Source organism: Mesorhizobium sp. WSM4837, from assembly GCF_055811435.1.
On record NZ_JBVVQE010000001.1, the window covers coordinates 78601 to 103521 of the forward strand.

The 24921-nt window shown below is 62.0% G+C and carries 17 protein-coding genes; 14 read left to right on the forward strand and 3 right to left on the reverse strand.

What is annotated here, in order from left to right; genetic code table 11:
• The first annotated feature begins 4 nt into the window (after positions 1 to 4).
• From tssJ to AC0L3D_RS00440, 9 genes are all read left to right on the forward strand, one after another.
• Positions 5 to 457: a type VI secretion system lipoprotein TssJ gene (gene tssJ / locus AC0L3D_RS00400; RefSeq protein WP_027154116.1), complete on the forward strand. Its 453-nt coding sequence runs from the start codon at positions 5 to 7 to the stop codon at positions 455 to 457.
• 40 nt (positions 458 to 497) lie between these two features.
• Positions 498 to 1832 (forward strand): type VI secretion system baseplate subunit TssK, encoded by a 1335-nt coding sequence (gene tssK, locus AC0L3D_RS00405; RefSeq protein WP_473642634.1) that lies wholly within the window; start codon positions 498 to 500, stop codon positions 1830 to 1832.
• Positions 1833 to 1836: 4 nt separating this feature from the next.
• Positions 1837 to 3159, forward strand: coding sequence for a type IVB secretion system protein IcmH/DotU (gene icmH / locus AC0L3D_RS00410; RefSeq protein ID WP_473642636.1), 1323 nt, complete (start codon positions 1837 to 1839; stop codon positions 3157 to 3159).
• Between the two features lies 1 nt (position 3160).
• Complete coding sequence (gene tssM, locus AC0L3D_RS00415; RefSeq protein WP_473642638.1) at positions 3161 to 6700, forward strand: type VI secretion system membrane subunit TssM; 3540 nt, start codon at positions 3161 to 3163, stop codon at positions 6698 to 6700.
• Positions 6682 to 7224 (forward strand): type VI secretion system-associated protein TagF, encoded by a 543-nt coding sequence (tagF, locus tag AC0L3D_RS00420; protein WP_473642640.1) that lies wholly within the window; start codon positions 6682 to 6684, stop codon positions 7222 to 7224. The genes tssM (AC0L3D_RS00415) and tagF overlap by 19 nt, the downstream gene beginning before the upstream one ends.
• A complete protein-coding gene (locus AC0L3D_RS00425) occupies positions 7224 to 8330 on the forward strand; it encodes a DUF2169 family type VI secretion system accessory protein (protein ID WP_473642642.1) in 1107 nt (368 codons plus the stop codon). The genes tagF and AC0L3D_RS00425 overlap by 1 nt, the downstream gene beginning before the upstream one ends.
• Positions 8327 to 9340, forward strand: a complete 1014-nt coding sequence (locus tag AC0L3D_RS00430; protein WP_473642644.1) for a 3-oxoacyl-ACP synthase — start codon at positions 8327 to 8329, stop codon at positions 9338 to 9340. Before AC0L3D_RS00425 ends, AC0L3D_RS00430 begins: the two co-directional genes overlap by 4 nt.
• A complete protein-coding gene (locus AC0L3D_RS00435; RefSeq protein ID WP_077382191.1) occupies positions 9337 to 10335 on the forward strand; it encodes a DUF4150 domain-containing protein in 999 nt (332 codons plus the stop codon). The genes AC0L3D_RS00430 and AC0L3D_RS00435 overlap by 4 nt, the downstream gene beginning before the upstream one ends.
• A gap of 63 nt (positions 10336 to 10398) precedes the next feature.
• Positions 10399 to 11379: a hypothetical protein gene (locus AC0L3D_RS00440; RefSeq protein ID WP_128242039.1), complete on the forward strand. Its 981-nt coding sequence runs from the start codon at positions 10399 to 10401 to the stop codon at positions 11377 to 11379.
• A 30-nt stretch (positions 11380 to 11409) separates the two neighbouring features.
• On the opposite strand, the gene AC0L3D_RS00445 is transcribed toward AC0L3D_RS00440, so the two are convergent.
• Genes AC0L3D_RS00445 through AC0L3D_RS00455 form a run of 3 tightly spaced genes read right to left on the reverse strand, consistent with a single transcriptional unit; the run spans position 11410 to position 14538 of the window.
• Complete coding sequence (locus AC0L3D_RS00445; RefSeq protein WP_473642647.1) at positions 11410 to 11760, reverse strand: hypothetical protein; 351 nt, start codon at positions 11758 to 11760, stop codon at positions 11410 to 11412.
• Positions 11760 to 12200 (reverse strand): DUF6484 domain-containing protein, encoded by a 441-nt coding sequence (locus AC0L3D_RS00450; RefSeq protein ID WP_077382200.1) that lies wholly within the window; start codon positions 12198 to 12200, stop codon positions 11760 to 11762. Before AC0L3D_RS00450 ends, AC0L3D_RS00445 begins: the two co-directional genes overlap by 1 nt.
• Before the next feature lie 10 nt (positions 12201 to 12210).
• The gene (locus AC0L3D_RS00455) at positions 12211 to 14538 is read right to left on the reverse strand and encodes a type VI secretion system Vgr family protein (RefSeq protein ID WP_473642649.1); all 2328 of its coding nucleotides are present in this window, start codon (positions 14536 to 14538) and stop codon (positions 12211 to 12213) included.
• Between the two features lie 199 nt (positions 14539 to 14737).
• On the opposite strand from AC0L3D_RS00455, the gene tagH reads away from it, so the two are divergent.
• From tagH to AC0L3D_RS00480, 5 genes are all read left to right on the forward strand, one after another.
• Positions 14738 to 15817: a type VI secretion system-associated FHA domain protein TagH gene (tagH, locus tag AC0L3D_RS00460; RefSeq protein WP_473642651.1), complete on the forward strand. Its 1080-nt coding sequence runs from the start codon at positions 14738 to 14740 to the stop codon at positions 15815 to 15817.
• A 410-nt stretch (positions 15818 to 16227) separates the two neighbouring features.
• The gene (gene tssL / locus AC0L3D_RS00465; protein WP_473642653.1) at positions 16228 to 17751 is read left to right on the forward strand and encodes a type VI secretion system protein TssL, long form; all 1524 of its coding nucleotides are present in this window, start codon (positions 16228 to 16230) and stop codon (positions 17749 to 17751) included.
• A gap of 22 nt (positions 17752 to 17773) precedes the next feature.
• Complete coding sequence (gene tssM / locus AC0L3D_RS00470; RefSeq protein WP_473642655.1) at positions 17774 to 21337, forward strand: type VI secretion system membrane subunit TssM; 3564 nt, start codon at positions 17774 to 17776, stop codon at positions 21335 to 21337.
• 159 nt (positions 21338 to 21496) lie between these two features.
• On the forward strand, positions 21497 to 22264 hold the full coding sequence (locus tag AC0L3D_RS00475; protein WP_473642656.1) for a PP2C family protein-serine/threonine phosphatase: 768 nt from the start codon (positions 21497 to 21499) through the stop codon (positions 22262 to 22264).
• A 5-nt stretch (positions 22265 to 22269) separates the two neighbouring features.
• Complete coding sequence (locus tag AC0L3D_RS00480) at positions 22270 to 24918, forward strand: serine/threonine-protein kinase (RefSeq protein ID WP_473627325.1); 2649 nt, start codon at positions 22270 to 22272, stop codon at positions 24916 to 24918.
• Positions 24919 to 24921: the final 3 nt, after the last annotated feature.

A 24921-nucleotide genomic window follows, 5' to 3' on the forward strand; every position in this document is an offset into this window, starting at 1 on the left:
AAAAATGATCGATCGCCGCGAATTTGTCGTTGCCCTGGGCGCAACCGGGCTGCTTGCTGCTTGCCAGAGCGGTCCGCCAAAACCATCCGCGGTGACCGTCAACCTGACCGGCGCGGCCGGCATGAACCCGGGACCAGGCGGCGGCGACCGGCCGGTGACGGTCCTGGTGATGCGGCTGCGCAGCACCGGCAAATTCAATTCGGCCGATTATTTCGCACTGCAGGGAGATGCCGGCTCCGCACTCGCAGGCGATCTCATCGGATCCGACCAGATCTCCGTCGGGCCTGGAAAGACCGCATCCAAAACCATCACGGTCGAGCCGGACGCGGCTGCGCTGGGCTTCGTTGCCCTCGTTCGCGAGCCCGGCGGCCGGACCTGGCGTACAACCAAGTCGGTGTCGTCGGGATCAACAGTTACCGTCAACGTCACGCTTGGCAGCGGCGGCATTTCCGCCTAGCGGCCAGGGCAAGGGGGTGCTCGATGCAGGAAGTAGCGGCATGAGCGATGCAAACAGGGTGCTGTGGTCCGAAGGCCTGTTTCTCCGGACCCAGCATTTTCAGCAGCAGGATCGCTTTTTCGAGGCGACGGTGCGCGGCGCGTTGCAGGCCGGGCAGCTGCATACGTTCGGCTTTCAGCAGCTGACGCTGGACCAGGCAATGCTCGATGCCGGCCAGGTCTCGATCCTGTCGGCACGCGGCATCTTTCCGGATGGAACCCCCTTCTCCATCCCGGATCTGATGGACGCGCCACGACCGCTGCCGGTCACCGCCGATACCGGCGCCGGACCGGTGCTGGTCGCCCTGCCGCTCGAGCCTGCCGGCGGTGTCGGCTTCGATCCGGCGCACGCCGCATCGACAGGCGCACGCTATCATGGGCGGATCGTTTCGGTGCGCGACGCCGTCCAGGGCGGTTCGGATCCTGAAGAAATCGAAATCGCCCGCCCGCAGGCGCTGCTGATTGCACCGGGAAAATCGGTTGGCGGCTACACCGCCCTGCCGATTGCCGATATCAAAGGGGTTCGCGCCGACGGCGGCGTCTCGCTGGACGAGACGTTCCTGCCGCCGACACTGGTTACCGGGGCGGTGGCCTGGTACCGGCAGCTGCTTCTGGAAGTTGTCACCGGCCTCGACCAGATCGCCGAGGCGCATGGCAAAATGGTCATGGGCGGGCCAGGGCGCAGCGTCGAAGACCTGTTGATGCTCAATCTCGCCAATGCGGCGCGTCCGCGGTTGGCCCACATGCTGGCTCAGGATGTTTTCCATCCGGCCGAGCTTTACCTGGAGCTTGCCGGTCTTGCCGGTTCAATGGCGACCTATGGCTCGAGCGCGCGACGGCTGAGCGTGTTGCCCGCCTACGATCACATGGCGCCTGGCCCTGCCTATTCGGCGCTGGCCGACGCCTTGCGCTCGCTCATCCTGAGCCTGCGCTACATCGAGCCCAAATCGCGCGCACTGCCGGTCATGCGGCATTCGACCAATGTCTGGAAAATCCGCATCGACAACCCGAAGCTGCTGGTGGCCAGCCGGATCGTCATCCGGGTCGGCTCCGAGCTGTCGGAAGACGCCTTGCGCAAGATTTTCGTCAACCAGGCGACCGTCGGTTCGGCCGATCAGTTCGAGGGCCTGTGGAAATCCCGTCTACCCGGCATTCCGCTGAAGCCGCTTCATTCCCAGCCCCGCGAAATCCCCTACGATGGCGATCGGCTGTGCCTTGAGCTGGATCAGAAAAGCGAGCACTGGGCCTCGCTGCTCGATGCCCCCGGCTTCGTCATCGGCGTGTCGGGTGTGCTGCCGAGCGAGCCGCAGGTCGACTGCTATTCGGTAAACAGGTGATATGATGAGCCGGGATGATCCTTTCGGACTGTCGGAGGATCGCGAACGCACCCGCATACGACTGACCGGCGCGCCGATGCCGCGACCGATGACGCCACTCCTGTCGGATGTGCCAATCAAACGGTCGCGCACCCATCCGAACACGCTGGTCAACGCATTCGCGCCGCTGCTCGAGTTCGCGCCCGAGCTTGAAAGCGCGCTGCCGCCGGAAAACCCGGAAGCGTTGCGCACCCGGTTGCTTGATGAGCTGGTTCGAGCACGTGACGCGGCAATGGCGGCGGGGTCCTCCCTGGAGCGCGCTGACCAGGCAGCCTGGGTGGTGGCGGCATTGCTCGATGACCTGGCGCTGAACACGCCATGGGGCGGCGCCAGCGCATGGCCGCGCCAGCCGCTTGTGGTGATGCTGCGAGGCGATGTCGATGCCGGCACGCAGTTCTTCACGCGTCTCGACGAACTGGAGCGGCATCCGAACCGGGATCGCGAATTGCTCGAACTGCAATATCATTGCCTGGCGCTCGGCTTCCGCGGCAAATATCGTGTTCCAGGCCGGTCGGGCGACCGCTCGCTCAATGCCGTTCGCGTTGCTGCGGCGCGCTTTCTGCGCGATGCCGATGCCGACGGCGCGCCGCTGTCGCCGAACTGGAAAGGCGTGATCGCATCCGACGAGCCTCAGCGCTTCATCGTGCCGATCTGGGTGATGGGGCTCGGCGCGGCGGTTCTCGCCACTGCAATCTATCTCGGGCTGTCGATGGGACTGAGCAGTCAGGCGGTCGAGCTTTCGACGCTGGTTCGTGCCTTGCCGCCGCCAGCCCGCGGCGAAATCAGCCGGACATCGCCACAGGTCGACGCGCCGCCGCCGGAGGCAGTGGATTTCGCGCTGGTGCCGGAGTTTCAGGCCGGAGCGCCGGCCAATCTCAGAGCTGCGCTAAGCGGCACCGAGAGCGTTTCGCTGGCCAGGCTGATCATACAGGCCTCCAACCCCGAACTGTTCCAGTCGTCGCGGCCGACACTGACGGAAGGCTTCGAACCGCTGATCGGGTCAATCGCCAAAGTGATCCTCGCCAATCAGGAACTGATCGGAAACATCACCGTGGTCGGCCATACCGACAGTATTCCCTTGCAACGATCCAATCCGCTTTCCACCAACCAGCGGCTGTCGGAAGCGCGCGCGGCAACCATTACCGAGATGCTGGTCCAGAACGGTGTGCCGCAGGACCGCATTCGTTTCGAAGGACGTGCAGCTACCGATCCAGTGGCCGACGACAGCACCCGCGCGGGACGGGCCTTGAACCGCCGCGTCGAGGTGCTGGTCGAAAAGAGGCTGTGAGATGTTCATCCTGCGCTTCCTCTGGGCGGTTCTGACATCGCGCTGGCTGTGGACGCTGATCGGCATCGCGCTGCTTTCCCTGGTTATCTGGGTGTTCGGCCCGATCGTCAGGGTCGGTGCTTACGAACCCTTCGCCTCGGAAAATGTCCGTATCGTCATCATTGCGCTGCTGGTCATCTTCTGGCTGATCTGGCTGATCGTCGCGCAGCGCCGGGCGATCCGGGCCAACCGCATGTTCGTCGCCGAAATCGCTGCGCCCGTGGTGGAAAAACCGCTGAGCCCCGGCGAAGAGAACGTCGCCGCCGTCGGCGCCAAGTTCGCCGAGGTTATGGTCGAACTGAAGCGCCGCAAACTGGGCGGACGCAAGTTCCTGCGCGAGATGCCCTGGTATGTGATCGTCGGGCCGCCGGCCACCGGCAAGACCACGGCCTTGCGCCAGTCCGGCCTGAACTTTCCGATCGACCTCACCGACGATCTGCAGGGGGTTGGCGGAACGCGCAACTGCGACTGGTTCTTCTCCGAGAACGCGGTTCTGATCGACACGGCGGGCCGCTATGTGCAGCAGGAGAGCCAGCCCGACGTCGATGCGGCGGAATGGCTGGGCTTCCTCGACCTCTTGAAAAAGCATCGCGGCCGCCGGGCGCTGAACGGGGTGATCGTCGCGCTTTCGATCGATGCGCTTTCAGAGGGCGACGAAGCCATCAAGGCGCATGGCCGCAAGATCCGTCGGCGCCTGGCAGAGCTCAACGACCGGCTCGAAATCCGCCTTCCGGTCTATCTGATGCTGACCAAGGCCGATCTGATCAAGGGTTTCGAGGCTTTCTTCGGCGGCCTGTCGACGGCCTCGCGCGAGCAGGTCTGGGGGACAACCTTCGCGCTGGATGCGCGTGTCGACGCAAAGACCATAGAACGGGAAATCGCAACCCTTGCGACGCAACTCGAGCGGCGGCTGGTGCCGCGCCTGGAAGACGAGGACAAACTCGCCGCCCGCGCCGAGATTTTCAGGTTTCCCGCCCAGCTGACGAGCCTGTCCGAGCCGATCCAGGTGCTGGTCGAGGCGATGTTCGGCGAAAGCCGCTACGAAGAAGCCGCCTGGCTGCGCGGCGTCTATCTGACGTCGGCAACCCAGGAAGGGGCGCCCATCGACCGGCTGACCGCGGCGCTGTCGTCATCCTTCGGTCTTCCGCCGCGGCGGGCGATGCCGACGCCGCGCGTTGAAAAACGCAGCTTTTTTCTGAAGAACCTGCTGACCGAGGTCATCTTCAGGGAAGCCGGCCTGGGAACGTTCGATCCGCTGGCGCAGCGCCGCCGCGCCTGGATCTGGCGTGGCGCCGCGGCAGCCAGTGCCGCCGCCGCCCTGTTGGCCGGTGCGATGTTCACCTGGTCCTACTATGACAACCGCAATGCGATCGCAGCGCAGGCGGGCCAGTTCGAAGCGCTGCAGGCGCCGCTGACCGCGGCAGCCGCGAGCCCGGCATCGGTGGAGCAGCCCGCCATCGACAGCGCGCTCTATGCGATGGCCGAGGTCGCAAACGCCCGTACCGCACCGCCGAGCAGCGCCCAGGACCTGCTCGGGCCGTCGGCGTCGGCAGAGCTGCTGCGGGCGCAGGCCGACACTTACGACCACGCTTTGCGCAACGTCCTCGAGCCGCACATGGTCGCGCTGCTCGAGGCGACCATGTGGCGGCAGATCCGCGATCCGGATTTCATGCTGGGGGCGCTGAAGACCTATCGGATGATGACCGGCCTGTCGCAGATGGACGCCGATTACGTCCAGAGCTGGTGGGTCAACGACTTGCCGGAATTCGCACCGGCGGCGCCCTTTCCGACCGACGACGCGGAAGAGCACCAGCTTGCCGCGATCCGTCGCATGGCGGTCGACGACAGCTACATATCAGCGGATCAGGCGCTGGTTGCCGAGGCGCTGAAAACGGTTTGCACGATTTCGCTGCCGGCGCGCGCCTACAGGCAGTTGCTGGCCGACCCGGCGGTGGCCGGCCTAAAGGAATGGATCCCGGCGAATTTCGCCGGTCCCAACGGCGCCAAGGTTTTTGCACGGCGTTCCGACAAGACGCTGCGCGTCGGCATTTCGGGCGCGTTCACCTATTCCGGCTTCCACGATGCCATTCTCGACCGGGTCGAGGATGTCGCCGCCCAGGCCGCACTCGATCGGGCGGTGTTTGCCGGAGGCTGTTCGGAAAATTCCGAAACCTCGGTCTCGGCGCTGTCGGAGGATATCCTGAAACTCTATTACGAAGACTACATCGCGCAATGGGACAGCATCCTGCGCGATATCAGGCTCGCGCCATTGGCCGACCTGAATGTCGCCAGCGAGAACCTCAAGGACCTTTCGAGTGCCGATTCCGCGCTGAAGCGCCTGCTTACGGCGGTCGTCCAGGAGACCGAGCTGACCCGATCCGATGAAGCAGCGCCGGCCGACAACAAGGCGGCAGCCAAGGGCACCTCGAAACTGCTCGGCAAGCTGGGGAAGCTTGGAAAGATCGTGAAGACAGGCGCAAAACTGCTGCCGCGCGCAGGATCCGCCAACGAGGTGGACCTTACCGGCACTCTGGTGGCCGAACACTTCAAGCCGCTCAAGGGCGCGATCGCCGAGGTCGACGGCCAGCCGCCGTCACTCGATGCCGCGGTGGTGGCGCTGACCGCACTTTCGAACGTGCTGCAGACGGTCACGGCCAATCCCGACCCGCAGGACGCCATCAAGAAGCAGGGTGGGCTGGCCGAACTGACGGGAGCGGTCGCGAGGCAAGCGCAGATCCTGCCCGATCCGGTCGACGATTGGCTCGGCGGCATTGCCGGCGACACCAGCGGCCTGACCCAGAAGGCGGTCACCTCGGAGCTCAACGCCATCTGGCGCGCCGACATCCTGCCGTTCTGCCAGGCGGCGCTGAACGACCGCTATCCGTTCAGCCCCGAAAGCGCGGTCGACGTCAATGTCCGCGATTTCGCCCGCCTGTTCGGGCCGGCCGGGATGATCGACACCTTCATCAACGACCATTTGATCAGCTATGTCGACACCGCCAGCCAGCCATGGAAATGGCGCGCCGATTTCGGCCTTGACGCGGCGGCCCTGGCGGCGTTCGAACAGGCCAGGCGGATCCGCGACGATCTGTTTCCAGGCGGTACTGGGCCGACGATGAGTTTTACGCTGCAGCCGACGGACCTGTCGCCCAACGTCACGCGGGTGACGCTCAATCTCGATGGCCAGAACCTCGTCTATTACAACAACGCGACGCGGCCGCAGCCGATGACCTGGCCCGGCAAGGACGGCACCGGCGTCATCTCGCTCGCCTTCCAGCCGATCGACGGCTCGCCCGAAGTCATGTTGAACGAAACCGGCAGCTGGGCGTGGCTGAGGCTGCTGCGCAGCGGCCGCTTCACCGGCACCTCTTTGTCCGACGTCTACAGCCTGAGACTGGGCACGCAAGGCATGTACGCCGATTTCGAGCTCAAGGCGGCAAGTGTCGAGAACCCCTACAATTTGCAAATGTTCAAGAAATTCTCATGTCCGCCGCAGATATGATCCTGCCCGGCTTTTACGGCAAAATGCCTGCCACCGGCGATTTCGTCACGCGGCGGCTGCCGGGGGATTTTGTGCGCATCTGGGACCGCTGGCTGGCGCAGCACATCGTGCCGCTGATGGGCTCGGAAACCTGGCCGCGCACCACCGCACTGCGCTTCCTGGCCGGCCCGGCTTCTTTCGGCGCCTCGGCAGGCATTATGCTGCAGAGCGCCGACAGGGTCGGCAGGCAGTTCCCTTTGAGCGTTGTCGCGCAGCTTCCTGACGCTTCTATTCAGTTGGCTCGCGCCGAAGCGTGGTTTTCCAAGATCGAAGAAGCGGCCGTCGCCGCCCAGCAGGGCGAGCTGACGCCTGACGAACTGGATGCCGCCTTGGCGGCACTGCCGGTGCCGCGGTTCGAGCCGGGCGAAGAGGTCATCAGCGATATGGTGATGTGGACAGCCCGTTCGGACATTTTCGATGTTGATCCGCAATCGCCTGAAGCGACGCTGGAGCAGATTTTTGCCGCCAGCTGGGAGACCAGTTGATGCAGATCTGGAACCAGATGGGGTATCCACATCAATTCACCATGGGCATGGACAAGGCCGGCCATGAGTGGATCGTCGTGGTGGTCAAAGGCACGTTCGACTTTCCCGCGACGCCCGGCGGACCGGTGCGCAAATCTGCCGAGCAGGTGCCACTCGTCTTTGCCGACACCCAGACGGGTGAGCCCGGCTATTCGGCCACGCTGTGGGAAACCGATTTCGCCTTCCGCAAGCCGCGCTGCGACGTTGTCGCCAATGGCTGTGCTTACGCACCAAACGGCAGACCGGCCGAGCGTGTGCCGGTCGGTATCAAAGTAGGCAATTGGTCAAAACTGTTCGAGGTCGTCGGCCACCGCGAATGGCGCTCCATCGGCCCGGTATTTACCGCCACGTCACCGCAGCCATTCCTGAAACTGCCCATCTCCTATGATGTCGCCTGGGGCGGCGTCGACAGACTGGACCCGGAGGACAAGCTTCCCGCCAGCTATAGATACAACCCGGTCGGAACCGGCTGGTCGCGGACCAAAAACCAGCGCCTCATTCCCGGCCTGCGGCTACCAAATACGCAAGCTGTCGGTGAAGACATCCGTTCGCCGTTCGGCGACTACAGGCCGATGAGCTTTGGTCCGATGGGCCGTGGCTGGCCGGGACGCATCGAATATGGCGGCACTTACGACCAGAACTGGATCGACAATATTTTTCCGTTCCTGCCGCCGGACTTCGACGAGCGCTATTTTCAGATGGCGCCGCCGGACCAGCAGATCGACAATCCAAGGGGCGGAGAGGACGTGCAGTTGATCAACCTGACGCCGGCTGGAAAGGAAAGCTTCCGCCTGCCCAACACGGCGCTGCCGCTGACGCTGTTCAAAGGTCGCGAAAAAGCGTTCGAGGGCGCGCCCCTGCCAGATACGGTGTTGTTCGATCCGGAGAAGCGCCGGTTTTCGTTGGTCTGGCGGGTGCAGCAGCGCCTCCAGCGCACGATCCTCGATTTTTCAGAATGCTGGATCGGTCCGCCGACACGCGGCATGCTACTCGCCTACGCCAAGCACAAACGTTACATCCGCAAGTTCAACACTCCGCTTCGCTATGAAGAGGACGAAGCCGCGTGAACGCTGCGCTCGACATCGTCTCGGCGGGCATGGTAACGGCAGTCGGCCTCGACACGCCCTCGAGTTGCGCCGCGATGCGCGCCCGTCTTGACGGTTTCCAGGAGACGCGGTTTCTTGGCGCCGCCGGCGAGTGGCTGATCGGTGCGCCCGTCCCGCTGCCGCGCAACTGGATGGGCGCAAAGCGCCTTGCCCATATGGCCGCCGCAGCCATTGTCGAAGCGTTCGAAGCGATGCCCGAGGCCCGGGGCAGAACGGCCCTCGTTCTTTGCCTGGCTGAGGAGGATCGCCCCGGGCGTCTGGCGCCTGACAGCCGACACCTGCTTACTCAGATCGAGCAAATCACAGAATTCGCCAGTCCCATTGCCTCCCGCGTCGTCGCCTATGGCCGCCCATCAGGCCACGTTGCGTTAGACGCGGCCCGTCGCCTGCTCGCCACCAATGCGGCTCCTTTTGTGATAATTGTCGGGGTGGACAGCTATCTGACCTCCCGAACTATCAACCATTATCTCGCCCGGCAGCGGTTGCTCACACCCCGGAACTCGAACGGATTCATTCCGGGAGAGGCCGCTGCTGCGATTCTCTGCGCGCGCAGGGGCGGCACCATGCACCTCACGGGGCTCGGTCTGGCACGGGAGAAAGCTCATATTTACAACGAGATGGATATTCCTTTCCGAGGGGAAGCGATGGCAACGGCCTACAAGGAAGCATTTGCCGGTTCAGGGCGCCTCCATTCAGATATCACTCTCAAGATTGGAGATCTCGTCGGCGAAGCGTATTGGTTCCAGCAGTCCGCCCTCGCCATGCTGCGAACTCAGCGCGAGCACTCGGAGGTGCGGCCAATATGGGCGTTGGGCGCGAGCTTGGGCAATATCGGGGCGGCCGCCGTACCGGTCATGCTGGGCTGGGCGCTGTCGGCGATACAACGTGGCTACGCGCCATCGGGACCGATCCTGATCGAAGCCTCGGGCGATGACGGCGCATGCGGCGCGGCCGTGGTGGAGGCAAGATGACTGTCTTCGCAAACGGGCGAGAAATCTCGGCAGAGGCGCAAGGATGCAAGGTCATTGCAGACTTTCCCGACACATGTTTCACCCCGCCCGAGAATCCGGCAACCCCGCCAGGCGTACCCGTCCCGTACCCTGATTTCGGCTTCGACTCCGATCTGACGTCAGGTAGCGGAACCGTGAAGATCGGCAACAAGCCTATCAGCCAAGAAAATAGCAGCTACTACAAGAAATGTAGTGGCGATGAGGCTGGGGCGGCGGCAAAAAAAGGGCTGATCACTTCAACAAATACGGGCAAGGTTTACGCTCACGGCTGGTCGTCGGACGTCAAGGTCGAGAGCAAGGGCGTCGTTCGACTCGGCGACATGGCCACCAGCAATCACGGAACCGATCCCGGCGATACGCCTCCAATGGTGATCGTCGGAAAGCCCGCATTCGGAATTCCTGGCGATGCAGACTGCATGGTCGGCAGCTTCGAGGACATCCACGACAAGTGTAACCAAAAAAAGGACCCTACTGATCCATTGGCTAAGCCGGGGACAAATGGTGTAGCGTACCAAGCTCACCATATCGTCCCAGACCGCTGTTTTCGCGTCAATAGTGAGGATCGAATGGGGAACCCACCGTTTCCCAGCCGGGACCAAGGCATTTGCATCTGCATCCCGCGCGTGAACCACTCGGCCGCTCGACCGCCGACCGGCGAGGACGTTACTGTGCACCATCACCTGGACAATGCTTTGACCGAACTCGGCGAGCAAGTCGCAACAAGAGCCAACCCACGCGGCGTCGAGAAGGTAGATAAAATAAGAAACCAATGTTTGGATGCTCTTGCTGAGCTGGTCGATGATCCTGTGTCCGCCGACTGCTTCGAAGTGGCATCTGAAAAGGTGACCGAGCAAACAGAGGCAATCAAGGACAAGTATGCTCGTGCGGAGAAGAGTTCCAGCAATATGAGTTCCGCCGCCAAGGGCGTGCTGAACAGGCAGCATTTGCCCGCATAAGATCGATGCCAAGGGAGTATTGAACAACCAATGAGGCGAAAACCAGAGATAACAGGAGGTGTCGTGAGCGTGGACAGGACCCTTTACATCCTGTTCAAAGCGACGCCGGGAGAAGACGATGACCGGCTCGTCGCCTCCGGCCGCGTTGCCGATGATTCGGTTGTGCTTCGGCGTCGGGAGGAGGTCGCGGACCTGATCTCTTTCACGGCCTTGCAACCGCCCTTCAAGGCCCAAGCCGTTGGACTGACTGGAGAGGGGGAGGTGGCATATTTTTCCGAAGCCGTCAGTCAGCGTGAGCAGATACCCGGAGCTGGATTCGCCTCCAAAGGTGCGATGAAGTTCGGCCGCATGACAAAGATACTGCAGATCGGCAATCGACTATTGGCGCTCGGCTATGGGGGGCAAGTCTACATGCGGACGCCGTCGGAGGGCTGGAGGTTTCTCGCGGGTCCGAAAGGCAGCGATGATGGGTCAACGAACCTGGTCTACTTCTGCGCTGTCGAACACAAAGGCCGACTGTATTTTGGCGGAACGGAGACGAAGCGATTCAAGAGTACAGCAGAGATTGATGCTGCGAGCCAAGCCGGCGATGGCCGACGTCTCGCGCGCGCGATATTGGCGGCGAAGGTACCGGATAAAGCTGTGGTTTGGGCATACGACGGTTCGTGGAGCCAAGCGGACTTTGATCATCCTGGAACTGTCGTCGAGATGCTGGAGGCAGGCAGATCCATCGAGATTTTCACAACCAATGGACGGATTGTCTCGACACCCGATTTCCAGGAATTCAGCGACGTATTCGCATTCGGCAAGAAGAAGTCGTTCTGGGACATCAAAAGAACAGAACAAGGGAACCTTGTGTACTTCGACGGCACACTTTTCCGGTGGACCGGCGTGATGGAGCCGTTCGAACCGTCGCTGCCTAGCGTCGACGAAAGTTTCATAAACGTCTCGAGCTATGCCGGATTGCTGGTGGCGTTCGCCCCGCATCAAATCTACAAGCTGGATGGAGGCGATTGGGTCGAGGTTACTTACACTTTGTCGTAAGTGGCAGAGGGAAGGCCGCACAAACGTTCTTCAGATACCACCCACTGGCAACTTGGCAGTCAGGTATTTGCGCACTTGTTCGAGGTTCAACTGCTTGAGAGGGAGAGGACTCGTCGCTTCCAGCATCCGGATCACAAAAAGTTCCCCTGCTTCGGAAAACTCGTCGAAACGCTCCTTTGCGATACGCTTGCCGTCGACACCCGCAATACGCAGCCCAAGCAAATGTGCCTCCAGTCGCTCTATGAGCCGCTCCACGCGCTCCTCGTCGACCTCGGGGTTTTCGCCGGGATGGAGTAGATGGTGGTCGTAGACTGTCCAGAGGAAAGCCGCCATTTCCGCGTGCTGACGTACAATGTGTTCGAGAATAGGCGGCCGTAGCATCAGTTCAGATTCACCGAGCCGCCACGGATGCGGTTGGAGGCGCTGGCGTGGCTGACCAGATTGGTGCCCCGTATGGTGAGATGGCCATCCTTTTCCATAATGATGACCGACTTGCCGCACCTCAGTTCAAGCCGCTCGCTCGAACTGATCTTCACCGTTTCACCGTCGCGCACCACATGACTGTCGCTCCGGCGGCTGTTTGCCTGTCGTTTTGCGGGATCGACAATTCGCCCAACGATTAGCGGCTTACGCGGATTGGCGTTTTCGAACAACAGCGCCACTTCCATCCCGATCATGTCAGACGACAGTTCGGTCAGACTATTTGCCGGTAAGGCTGCTTCTACTGGATTGCCGGGAAATACCACGAGCGGTATGCCTTGGTCGAACCCAAGCAGCAGACCAATCACCACTCCATTGATCCGTTCGTCGATGTCGTTCATGGGCGCGTCCTCAGTTCTGCTTTATCTCCGAGCCTTTCATGATGATGTCGCTCGAAGCATTGACGTTTATCTTTCCCGAACCCTTAACAGTGATATCCTTACCCTTGATGGTAATCGTTCCGTCCTTTTTCATAATGATCTCGGCGCTGCCGGTTTTTATGGTGACGGAATCCTTGGCCTCAATGGTGAGGTTCTTGCCGACCACGATGCCCGCGTCCTCGCCGACCTGGGTGAGGCTCTTTTTACCGATCTTGAGCTCGTGTGCCCCATTGACCTGAGTCGAAGCGTCCTCGCCGACCTTGATGATATGCGTCTTACTGATCTGCGTGTTCTGGGCACCGCCGATCTTGACGCCCTGATCGGAACCGATCTGTATGCTTTGGCTTGCTCCGACTTTCCAACTGTCCGACGCGCCGATATCGTGGCTTTGACCGATGCCGACAGTCACCGAGCGTGACGCGCCGATGGTATTGGTCTGAACCGCACCCACCGTCCTCGTCTCCGCAGCGCCGACACTGTCGATACGGGCAGCACCCACCGTAACCGTCTGAACGAGCGCGACGGTCTGCGTGTGATTGGCCCCGATCGTCTCAGCAGAGTTCGACCCGATGCCGATCGTCTCATTCGACCCCACCGTCAGCGACCTGTTCACCCCCACCGTCTCGGTGTCGTTGTTGCCGATATCCGTTGTCTGGTCGACGCCGACCTTGACCGTTTTGTTGTTGCCGACGTCCTCGTCGAGGTTGTGGCCGACGGAGTGCTTGGCGTCGTGGTCGATGCGGTCGGACTGGTCGTGCTGCACCAGCTTGGTGCGGTCGTTCTTGATCAGAAGGTTGTGGTCCTTCTGCGCCTGGAAATTGACCAGTTCGGAGCCGGCCTTGTCCTCGAACATCAGCTCGTTGTAACCGCCGCCGCCTTTCGAGGAGTCCGATTTCCAGCCGGATTGCGTGGCGCTGCCCGGCAGCCCGTAGGGCGGCATCTGGGAGGCGTTGTAGACGCGGCCGGTGATGATCGGCAGATCCGGGTCGCCTTCGATGAAGTCGACGATCACCTCCTGGCCGATGCGCGGTATCTGGATGAAACCCCAGCCGCTGCCGGCCCAGGTCTGCGAAACCCGCACGAAACAGGAGCTGTTCTGGTCCTTCTTGCCGAGACGGTCCCAGTGGAACTGCACCTTCACCCGGGCATATTTGTCGGTAAAAATTTCCTCGCCGGATGGGCCGACCACCGTCGCCGTCTGCGGGCCGCGCATGATCGGCCGTGTCGTGACCCGCGGCGGGCGATAGGCCAAGGCGGTCGGCGCCACGCCGAGGATCACCTTGAAGTTCTCGCTTTCGACGTCGGCAAGGGCTCTGTAGCCCGGATCGAACAGCCTGTATTCGGCGCTGACCACCAGATATTCCTGGTTCTGGTCTTCCCTTGGGAAGCCGTCCAGCTTGAACGTGCAGCCCGAATACAGGCCGCGCACGGTGCCGACTGCAGCGATACGCTGGTGCACAGCTTGGATTTCCTCGCGCCGGATCGCGGCAAGGCTGTCGCCGCGACCGACGTCGAGATGCGCGCCGGGCTGGCGGTAATTCTCGCCCGCGGCCAGCTTGTGGCTGAACGGCTGGGCGGATTTGGCCATCAGGTCGGCGCCCGGCTTCTCGAAATCATAGTCGGTATGGACATAGGCGCCCGGCCGCACCGAGCTGCCCGGAATCCATTCGGTGATGTATTCGACATCGCGCCGGGAGCCCTGCCCTTCAAAGTGATAGGGCACCTTTTCATAGCCCGGCGCCGGCTTGAGCTTGTTCATGGCATCGGCCAGCACAAGCGTGTGCTTGCCCTCGTCGTGCTCGAAGAAATACAGGATGCCTTCGTGCTCGAGCAGCCGCTGCACGAAATCGAGATCGCTCTCGTCATACTGGACGCAGTATTCGCGCGGCGGATAGGACCCTTGCAGGCGCTTCTCGAATTTTGCCGTGCTGTATTTCGAGAAAACCTCCTCGACGATTTCGATGACGCTCATGTTCTGGAAAATACGGCAATCGGTGGTATTGCCGAGAAACCAGAGCCATGGCCTGATGACGGCTTCGTAGTAGGCCAGACGGTCCTCGATCCGGGTCAGCCGAAACTCGGAGACAAGGCCGCTGAACCAGCGTTTCGGGTCTGATTCACCTTCGATCGAAACCGCGCCGCCCAGCATCTTCAGCGGATCGATTTCGGGGCTGCTGCTGACGAACCCGACCGTATAGGCCAAACAACGACTGATCTCATCGCGCCCGACAAGATGCGTGAAGGTCAACAGGTCAGCGCCAACCGGCGTCTGCACAACCGTGGCACGTTCGTTCGGCATGGGTCGTGCCCCCTCCCGCCGCTCGTTTCTGCCTGAGCCTAGCACATGTCTTGCACCGACCAAAGGGGACCCTTGGTGACTGCAGCCTGGCCCCTGTGGAATCATCGACTTGAACGCTTCTGTGCCGCCGCGCTCAGAAATTGCTGGTATAATGGGGTGTCCTGGGTGAGTTTCCCGACAGGATCGACGGCGATTTTGAATGTATATCAGGCTGCAGATCAACAATGTCGTCTCCCTGCCCGCCGGTATGTCGACCGGCTACTCCGCTCGTGATCGCAGCTTCGAAATCGGCCGCGAGGCCTGTGACTGGACCTTGCCCGACCCCGACAAGTTCATCTCCGCCAGACACTGCGAAGTGCGTTACCAGGCAGGCGCGTTCTGGCTGTACGACATCTCGCGCAACGGCACATTCATCAACGGATCGACGCAGCGCATGGCCGGCCCCCACCGGCTCGGTCAAGGCGACCGGTTGCTGATCGGCCGCTATGTCGTCCTGGTTTCGATTGACGACGAGCGGGCCGCGACAGGGCTTCCGCGAAGCAGCCACGGTTCGACGCAGCGACAAATGCCTGTCGCAACCGGCCGGCCGCGGGATTTCGGAGACCAGCCTTTCTTCGAGCCGGTGGAGCAACGGCCCGGGCAGAGAGCACCGGTGTCGACGTCTTCGCCGCCCGCGCCTCTCGCTTCGACGCCCGCGCCTCTCGCTTCGACGAAAGACGAGGTGCTGCGGGACATCGCGATTGCAGCCGGCATCGCGCCGGAACTGCTTCAATCGCGTGATCCGCATGAAGCGGCCGCCGAAATCGGCGCGGTGCTTCGGACTGTTGTCGAGGAACTGGCCCTGCTGCTGAAGGCACGTGCGGCTGCGAAAATACTGGCCAAGAGCACACACCGGACGATGATCAGCGCTGCCGATAACAACCCCCTAAAGTTCGTCCCGGGAACCGACGACATCCTAGAAATCATGTTTGCGCGGCGCAGATCCGGCTACCTTGATGCCAAGCACAGTGTCGAAGACGCGTTCCGCGATCTCAAGACGCACGAATTTGCCACCTATGCAGCCATGCAAGCTGCGCTCTCCCGGCTGCTTGACGATTTGTCGCCTGAGGCGATCAGCAAAAAACTCCCACCGACATCATTCACATCGAAGAAGGGCCTGGCCTGGGACGCCTTCGTCGCCAAATGGCGGACCATGGAGGAAGCACACGAAAACGGAATGCTGGACATATTCCTGGCCTATTTCAGCGAAGCCTATGCCAAAGCCGACAAGCAGAAGTAGACCGGCAGGACTGAACCTGGCAGGTGCCCCGAAAATCGGATCGGTTGCTGCGCTTAGCTTCGGCTGCGGAGCGGATCACGTACCAGGTGGAATGTATCCTTGGCGAGCCCAAAGATACGGCGCTGTCGTTGGCGAAGAAAAATCCTTTCGCAGCGCTGCATCTGGTTCCAATCGACCGTTTCTAAGCTTACGATCATTTTCGACAGTTCGCCAGCGGGTAAGGCTGATTGACCTGGGGGTCTGCGGCACATGTCATGTTACGGCGGGTTAGAAAGATATAGTCGATCTTCCTCCAGACACTGCCCTCGTCAGCAGCGCCTGCAGTTCCTGCGCCTGCAGTCCCTGCGCCCGGCCGGGGACCGTCTTGCCCTGATGTGGCGCACACGCGGCACCCCCGCGTGGACGGACGTATGGCGATGAGCTCGAAGGACGATCCTTTCGGCCCAGCGGGAAAGACCGTTTTTCGCGCACCGCGCCGGGCTGAGAAATCAGCGCCCGATCCCCAGGAGCCCTTTCCCGACGGCGGGCGCCCCGGTCCCTCGCCGGTCAAGGATTCAACGGTTTTCGATCCCGGTGTCGGTCGGCATGCACCGCCGGGCTGGACCTCCGGAACCGTGATTTATCAGGGTGCAGACCCCGGCGCAGCGGCGACAGCCGGCTTAGTTGCGGCGGCGGCGGGCATTCAGCAGGACATCCTGCTGCATGCCACGGACAGCGTCAGATATTCCGCAGCAAATCAGATCCTCGCCGCGGCCGCGCCTTTGCTGATGCTGTTTGGCCAGCTCAGGCTTATGGCTGTCGAAAGACAGGCGGAGCAACTGGCGGAACATGTCGCCGAGGCGATCGAAAAATTCGACCGGACAATGGAGAAAGCCGGTGTTCCCGAAGAAGATGCACGGATCGCTAAATTTGCTCTCTGCGAAACCGCTGACGACCTCATCGGCAACCTGCCTTGGCCCCAGACAGACGCCTGGGCGCAGCACAGCATGCTGTCACAGTTCTTTCAAGTCGTGCCCACCGGCTCGGGCTTCTACCAAGCGCTGAACAAGATACTGGCTGCGCCGGAGGCACACTACGATTTGCTTGAACTGATGCATGCCTGTCTGTCGCTGGGGTTCGAAGGCCAGTATCGAGGCCTTGCGCGCGAGGACAACAATCTCGAACGGGTTCGACGCGACGTCTACGAGACGCTTCGTTACTTCAGGCCGCGCGCCGACGACGACATCTCGCCGCACTGGCAAAGCCTGGCGGTCTCCAGCCCACAGTCGTCGGCCCGGCTGCCGCTCTGGGTGATTGCGGCGGCTGCGTCGGCGCTGCTGACGGTGGCATTCTTCGCATTGCGGGTCTTCATTACCAACGAGGGCGATGCCCTTGCCGGCAGGCTGCTGGCGCTCGATCCGTCGACGCCGATCGCCATCGAACGCGCCAGCGTGGTGCCGTCGGCTGCGCCGGTGAAAGTCGGCCCGCCTGTCGCCACCCCTACCCGTTCCCAGATCGATCGCATCCATGCGGCACTGGCCAAGACTATCGCGCGCGGCGGGCTGAGCGTCGGCACGCAGGGCAGGTTCATCATCGTGGAGATCAACAATGTCCTGCTGTTCCCGTCCGGCAGGGCCGAGATAAAACCGGAGTTTGGACCAATCGCCGCGGACATCGCCGCAGCACTCGAACCGGAGCCTGGACCGATCATGATCGTCGGCCACACAGACAATGTGAAGCCGCGAAAATCGAGCCCGTTCAAATCCAACTTCGACCTTTCCATCGCCCGGGCGAAGGCCGTCGCAGCTGTCATGGCGCCACGGTTCAGCAAGCCTTCCCGGATCACCGTCGACGGCAAGGGTGAAGACGAACCGATCGCCGACAATGCGACGCCGGAAGGCCGCGCCCAGAATCGCCGTGTCGACTTGATGATCCCCAAGGAGGAAACACTGTGAGCACGGCCATTTGGAAGCGCCGATGACGCGCTGGCTGCTGCGGATATTCAGCGCGATCGCGTTGGCCGGTTTCGCGGCAGCCGTCTGGTTTGCCGGACCATTGATCCGCTTTGCCGACACGCGTCCGCTGGCGCCCGTCTGGCTGCGCGTGACGATCATCGGCGTGATTGTTGCGATCGCGACGCTGTTTTATGGCGTGCGATTCTGGCAAAAGCGAAAGGCGCAAAAGGCGCTCGAGACGATAGTCGCCTGCAATGACGACAGGGACGACGACTCGAAGGTGCTCGAGACTCGGATGAATGAAGCCATCGCTGCGCTCAAGCGGTCGAGCGGCAAGCGCAATTTCCTCTACGAAGTTCCCTGGTACATCGTCATCGGCCCGCCTGGTGCCGGCAAGACAACGGCGTTGGTCAATTCGGGCCTGAATTTTCCGCTTGCCGGTTCGGGCGACGCCCAGCCGGTAGCCGGCGTTGGCGGCACACGATCCTGCGACTGGTGGTTCACCGATCAGGCGGTGCTGATCGACACCGCCGGACGCTACACCACGCAGGACTCCAATGCGCAGAGCGACAAGAAGAGCTGGCTCGCCTTCTTGTCGCTGCTCAAGGGATACCGCACCCGGCAACCGATAAACGGGGTTATCCTGGCCATCAGCCTTGCCGATCTCATCAGCCTCGATGATCGGCAGCTTGACGTCCATGTCGTCGAAATACGCAGCCGTCTGCGCGAAATTCACGAAACACTGAAAATCCAGTTCCCGGTGTACCTGCTCTTCACCAAGGCCGACCTAGTCTCCGGTTTCATGGATTATTTTGGCGGCTTCGACGAGCAGCGCCGCCGCAAAGTGTGGGGCGCGACATTCCAGACCGCCGATCGCAGCAAGAACATGGCCGGTGAGGCACCAGCCGAATTCGACGCACTGGCAAAGCGCCTGGCGGAGGAGCTGGCCGACCGCCTGCAGGAAGAGGCCGATCCGGTCGCGCGCATAGCCATCTTTGGCTTTCCAGCTCAATTTGACGCACTGAAAGCCCGTATTGCCGGTTTCGTCGCCGGCATATTCGATCCGGCCCGTGGCCAGGTAAATGTCAGCCTGCGTGGACTCTATTTTTCGTCAGGCACGCAGGAGGGCACGCCGATCGACCAGGTGCTGGGCGCAATCGGTCGCAGTTTCGGCAGCGCTTCTCGCGCCCATCTTTCCGGCACCGGCAAAAGCTTCTTCTTGCATGATCTTCTGACCGGCGTCATTTTCGCGGAATCCGGCTGGGTTTCATACGACAAATCGGCTGAAAGGCGTGCAGCGATCGCCAGGTATGGCGGCCTTGGCGCAATAGCATTGATGGCTGCCGCGGCTCTGGGCACCCTGGCCCTGAGCTTTTCAGCCAACAGGTCGCTGATCGCTTCCACCACGCAAGCTGCAAGCCAGTATCGCGAGACGGCGGACCCGCTCCTCAAAAGCACTGAAGTCGCCGATGTCGACCTTGAAAACGTCATCGGCCCGCTCGACCAGTTGCGTGAGCTGCCGGCCGGGTTCGACACCAGTGACTTGCCGACCCCGATCCAGGAGACGTTCGGCTTCAGTCAGAGGGAAAGACTGCTTTCGGCATCAAGAACAGCTTACCGGCAGGCGCTGGAGCGCATGTTCCGCTCGCGCCTGCTGCTTCAGGCCGAACGGACGATCCAGGCCAGGATGGCTGATCCCACCGCGCTCTACGAACCGCTGAAGATCTACATGATGCTTGGCGGCAAGGCGCCCAAGGTCGATGACGAGCTGATCGTGTCCTGGATGAGGCAGGACTGGGAGCAGAACCGGTATCCGGGTGAAAACAACCGCGAGGGACGGGCGCAACTCGAAAAGCATCTGCGGGCCATGCTGGCGTTGGACGACGCCTATGATCCGGTTTTCGAGCTCAACCAGCCACTTGTCGAAGCCGCTCAACGCTCGCTCGGACGCATGAGCCTTGCCGATCGTGCCTCTGCCCTGGTGAAGTCGGCGGTGTACGCCGCTGCGCTGGACGATTTTTCCGTCTCCGTCAAAGGCGGCCCGGAAGCGCAGCTGTTGTTCGAGCGCGTCGATGGCGGCGATCTGTCAGGCCTTCGCGTGCCCGGTATCTACACCTATAGCGGCTTCAACAACTTCTATCTCGGACAACTCTCGCGCATTGCGCAGATGCTTGTCGATGACCAGTGGGTTCTCGGCGGCGGCGGCGAGCAAGGTGGCATCGACCAGGAATTGCTCAAGCTCGGTCCCGAACTTGTCGAGCGCTATGGCAGGGAGTTCGCCGCGGCGTGGAACGGCGTTCTCGACAGACTGAAGTTCAAGCCAATGCTGAAGGACAAGCCGGACTATATCGCGCTCTCCGCCGCCGCGTCACCAAGCTCGCCAATCGACCAGCTTTTTACCGCGATCGCCGACGAAACAGCGCTGACGCGAGACGCTGGTTCCAGCGAAGAGTCGGGCTCCGAGGCCGAAGCCGGCATGCTTCAAACCCAGCCGCAAAACGCTGTAGATATCGCCAGCGGATTGGCCCGCATCGGCATTCAAATCGCCAGCGGCAAATCGCAAAGCCGGGCCGGCACGGGGTCCGCTCGCGCGCAAAACCAGAATCCCGGGGCGAACATCGAAGCGCAATTCAGATCATTCCAGGCTTTGGTGAACGGTCCCACTGGGCGCCGCCCAATCGATGCACTGACCCAGAATTTCCGCGACATCCATCAAAGCCTGCAATTGGCGGCCGATATCCCTTCGCAAACGGAACGCGCCAACATGAATCTGCAGCTGCAGATATCCACCCTTCGCGCCAATGTTTCGCGGCTGCCCAAGCAACTCGCCCGAATGGTTACTGCAACCGCCGACGAGCTTGACGGCAACGTCGCAGAAACCTCGCAGACGAATTTGAACCAGCTGCTCGACCAGACGGTGACGCGCGCCTGCGAGGAGATGGTCGAGGGCCGTTATCCTTTCGCCAGCGATGGCCCGGAGGATATCGCGATGGCGGATTTCGCGAAACTGTTCGCTCCAGGCGGACTGATGGACCGGTTCTTCGCACAGAATCTGGCATCGCTGATTGACATGACCGGCCAGGACTGGACCTGGAAGCAGGATGCGCGTTTCGGGCGCGACCTGTCGAAGTCGACCTTGAAAAACTTCCAGCTGGCGGCGGAAATCCGCAACGCCTTCTTTCCTTCAGGTGGTTCTGTGCCGTCGGTCAGTATCACCTTTACGCCGTTTTCACTGCATGGCGATGCCGATACGGCGATACTCGACGTCGATGGCCAGATCGTCCAAAGCAACCAAGCCGGCAACGCGCCAAGCACGGTGACCTGGCCGAGCGGCATGGCTTCCGCGTCGGCGAGCCTGAGCCTCATTCCGGAGATGCCGGGCCGTGAGTCCGCGATCAAGTTCGACGGTCCGTGGGCACTGAAGCGCCTGCTGGACAAGGCCGATATCACCGGCACCGGCGGCAACACGCAAGCCCGCTTCGTGATCGGCGGACGCGATGTCGCCTATACGGTCCAGGCCAGTTCGGACCAAATCCCTCTCTTCCTTCCTGCGCTGTCCGGGTTCAGCTGTCCAAAGGCGTTTTGAGATGATCTCTAGATTTTCCAATACGGTGCGGCGGCCCATCGGCAACAGATGGGCGGACGTTGATTTCGATACTCTAACGTTCGAGGCTGTGGCAAACTGGCGCGAGCGGGCGCCTGACGGTGCGCCGCAGAGGACGCTTGAGAAGCGCTTGGTGGCAAAGTGAACAATGTCGCCCTTCCCTTTGAAAGCTTCGGCGTTAGCCACAGAGGCTGTGTCCGTGAGCTCAACGAAGACAGCTACCTGGTCGAGCCGGACACCGGCCTGTGGGTGGTGGCCGATGGAATGGGTGGACATGATGCCGGGGAAGTCGCTTCGGCCAGCATTGTCGATCATCTGGCAACGATCGGCATTGCAAGCTCTGCACCGGATCTGCGCGCGCGCTTCGAGGACCGGCTGAGCCGGGCCAATGCCGAAATCCGCAGGATATCGCAATCCCGCGGAGTAACCATTGGCTCCACTGTCGCCGCCCTGCTGGCGATGGATGGGCGGTTTGCCTGCCTGTGGGCAGGCGACAGTCGCGTCTACCTGATCCGCAACGGCTCGATCTCGCAGATTTCGAAGGACCATACCGAAGTCCAGGAACTTCTCGACAAGGGCATGATCAGCGCAGCCGAAGCGCTCGCCTGGCCGCGCCGCAACGTCATCACGCATGCGGTCGGCGTCAGCGACGAGATCGTCATTGATTTCCAGCAAGGCGAAATCATGCCGGGCGACATATTCGTGTTGAGCACCGACGGGCTGACAGCGCATGTCACAGACGCCGAGATCGAGGCGGCGGCGGTGTCGGCGACACCTCAGGCGGCATGCGAAAACCTGCTGCAGATGGTGCTGGCGCGCGGGGGAACGGACAATGTCACGATCGTGCTCGTCAAGATCGGAGACGGGCGCAATAGGGCCTATCCCGGTCCTTCCAGAGCGGAAGGCTGAGGCTGATGAGCGCCGACGACAAGACGCGGATATCGCCTGACGTGGCCACCACAGCCGTAGGCACGCAACTCAGCGGCATCTATGAACTGGACGAGCGGATCGCATTCGGTGGCATGGGGGAAGTCTACCGTGGCCACAACATCCAGACCGGCGACCATGTCGCCATCAAGATCGTATTGCCCGAGTTCGCCCGTGACCAGACGATCCTGTCGCTGTTCCGCAAGGAAGCGACGATCCTCAATCATTTGTCGCACGACGCGGTCGTGCGATATCACGTCTTCACGATCGACCCCGGTATCGGTCGCCCCTACCTCGCCATGGAATTCGTCGACGGCCAATCACTGTTCGATATCATGCGAAATGGCCCGATGCCGACGGAAGACGTGCGCAAGCTCTGCCATCGCCTGGCTTCCGGCTTGAACGCCGTGCACCAGGCGGGAGCGATACACCGTGACCTCTCCCCGGATAACATCATCCTGCCGGGAGGCCGGGTCGATCGCGCAAAGATCATCGATTTTGGCATCGCGCGATCGGCGACCGTCGGCGGAGAGACGCTGATCGGCGGAAAGTTCGCGGGAAAGTACAACTACGTTTCCCCAGAGCAACTCGGGCTGTACAGCGGCGATGTCAGCGAGCAATCCGACATCTACAGCCTGGGCCTGGTGCTGGCTGCTGCTCTGCGCGGCAAACCGATTGACATGAGCGGCTCCCAGTTCGAGATCATCGAAAAACGCCGAACCGTTCCGGACCTGTCCGACATCGACGCCGATTTTCGTGGAATTGTCGAGGCCATGCTGCAGCCGGATCCACAAGACCGGCCGATCAGCATGGCCGATATCGCCAGGGCGACACGTGACGACACGGACGAGGAGACAAGGCCGCCAACGTCGATCACACCGCGCGACCGGACGCCGCGAACCGGGGGAACCGCCGCGCCTGGCCCCAAGCTTCCCGGCCCCAAGCTTGCCGGTCCCAAGATGGCAAGTCAGCCTCCGGCGGCAGCCGGTGAGCAGCGCTTCGTTCCGCATGTCCGGCCCGCACTTCTGTCCGAGCCAAGGCCTTCGCCAGTTGCCGGTCCTGCTCGGGCGGTTTTGCCAAAGGTCCCGGCAAAGTCCACCAAGACCCGATCGATCGCAATCGCTGCCTTGGCGACATTAGCTGTCGCGTCGGGTGCAGGCGTTTATCTCAGCGGCGTGATGACGCCTTCCACGCCGACCGTCGGCGATACATCGTTCTTGTCGCCAAAAGCATCCAAACCGGGTCCGACGGACAGCGCGGCAAATTCGCCGGGCGATGAGCCGGCAAAAGCAGTTGCACCTGAGCAGTCACGAACAGAAGCCACTGCGCCGCCAGCCGAAAGTCAGGCAGGCGCGGCGGCGGATCAAAAGTTGGAGCCGGCACGGCCCGCCGAAGTCCTCTCACCATCCGAGGAAACCCCGGAGCGGTTGGCATCGGAAGAAAGCTCGGAGCCGGCGGCATCCGCGGAAATCTCGGAGCCGGCAGCAGAAGAAGCGCAGTTGCCAGCTGAAAATCGGCCAGATGCCCCGGCGGATCAAAGGCTGGAGCCGACGCGGCCCGCCGAAGTCCTCTCGCCAACCGAGGAAACCCTGGAGCCGGCGGCAGCCGAGGACATTTCGGAGCCGACGGCAGCCGAGGCGCCATCGCCAGCTGAAAATCGGCCAGATGCCGTGGCCGATCAAAAGTTGCAGCCGACACGGCCCGCCGAAGTCCTTTCGCCAACCGAGGAAACCCCTGAGCCGGTTCCGCCGCGCATCCAGGTCGCGCCAATGCCACCGGCCGACAAGGCCTCGCCGCCCGCAGCGGTCCGGCCCGAAATTATGGAGAGCCGGAGGCCCGATCAGCCGGCCAGCCAGCACGCGCGGGCCGAAAGCCAGACGTATGATGCGAACGAAAAACGGCAGCAGGACGAGACGGCGGCAGGCAAACAGCCGGGCGAAGCCACTATTGCCTTGAACGTGCCGAAACCGGACCTAAAACTGCCGCCGAAAAATGCCCTCGACCCCGCTGCGCAACGGGTCTCCTGGGTGCGGGATTTCAACGGCGGCGACTGTTTCTATGCGACGTTGACGTCGGCAACCGAGGCCGCCGCCGCCATCGAAGGATTGGGCACGGAGATCCAGCCGTTCGAACGAATGCTGTCCGATTTCCAGGCAAGATTCCGTGTCGAACCGGACATCAGCGTCCGCCTCATTGAGCCGGCTCAATGCGAAGTCACCAACTTTCTGCGCTTTCTGGACCAGATGCCGGCTGACAAGCCGCAGCTTGTTCTCGATCGGACGACGGTGCCGAGCGGCTCGCCGATCGGCGGCACGCTGGTGACGCAGGGCGGCCTGATTTCCAGCGTGCTGCTGATCGACCACAGGGGCATGGCATTCAGCCTCGACGATCTTATGCTGGCGCAAGCCGGCAAGGCCACCTTCAACATCCCGATCGATCTCGGCGCAGCCGACAAGGCGGCCGGCAAGGTCGTGCCGCAGATCATAATGGTGATCACGGGCCCACAGGATATTCAGGCTGCGGCGTTCTCTGCGCCGACACCAGCCGCGCTGCTGTTGCCCAAAATTCTCGACGAGATCGACGCCAACCGAGCTGAGTACTCCGCAACGGCAAAGTATTTTCGGCTCGGCGGGTAGCAT

Bases quoted from the DNA above. Each gene is read 5' to 3' on its own strand.
- tssJ (WP_027154116.1), top strand. From the start codon at position 5: ATGATCGATCGCCGCGAATTTGTCGTTGCCCTGGGCGCAACCGGGCTG.
- tssK (WP_473642634.1), top strand. From the start codon at position 498: ATGAGCGATGCAAACAGGGTGCTGTGGTCCGAAGGCCTGTTTCTCCGG.
- icmH (WP_473642636.1), top strand. From the start codon at position 1,837: ATGAGCCGGGATGATCCTTTCGGACTGTCGGAGGATCGCGAACGCACC.
- tssM (WP_473642638.1), top strand. From the start codon at position 3,161: ATGTTCATCCTGCGCTTCCTCTGGGCGGTTCTGACATCGCGCTGGCTG.
- tagF (WP_473642640.1), top strand. From the start codon at position 6,682: ATGTCCGCCGCAGATATGATCCTGCCCGGCTTTTACGGCAAAATGCCT.
- AC0L3D_RS00425 (WP_473642642.1), top strand. From the start codon at position 7,224: ATGCAGATCTGGAACCAGATGGGGTATCCACATCAATTCACCATGGGC.
- AC0L3D_RS00435 (WP_077382191.1), top strand. From the start codon at position 9,337: ATGACTGTCTTCGCAAACGGGCGAGAAATCTCGGCAGAGGCGCAAGGA.
- AC0L3D_RS00445 (WP_473642647.1), bottom strand. From the start codon at position 11,760: ATGCTACGGCCGCCTATTCTCGAACACATTGTACGTCAGCACGCGGAA.
- AC0L3D_RS00450 (WP_077382200.1), bottom strand. From the start codon at position 12,200: ATGAACGACATCGACGAACGGATCAATGGAGTGGTGATTGGTCTGCTG.
- AC0L3D_RS00455 (WP_473642649.1), bottom strand. From the start codon at position 14,538: ATGCCGAACGAACGTGCCACGGTTGTGCAGACGCCGGTTGGCGCTGAC.
- tagH (WP_473642651.1), top strand. From the start codon at position 14,738: ATGTATATCAGGCTGCAGATCAACAATGTCGTCTCCCTGCCCGCCGGT.
- tssL (WP_473642653.1), top strand. From the start codon at position 16,228: ATGGCGATGAGCTCGAAGGACGATCCTTTCGGCCCAGCGGGAAAGACC.
- tssM (WP_473642655.1), top strand. From the start codon at position 17,774: ATGACGCGCTGGCTGCTGCGGATATTCAGCGCGATCGCGTTGGCCGGT.
- AC0L3D_RS00480 (WP_473627325.1), top strand. From the start codon at position 22,270: ATGAGCGCCGACGACAAGACGCGGATATCGCCTGACGTGGCCACCACA.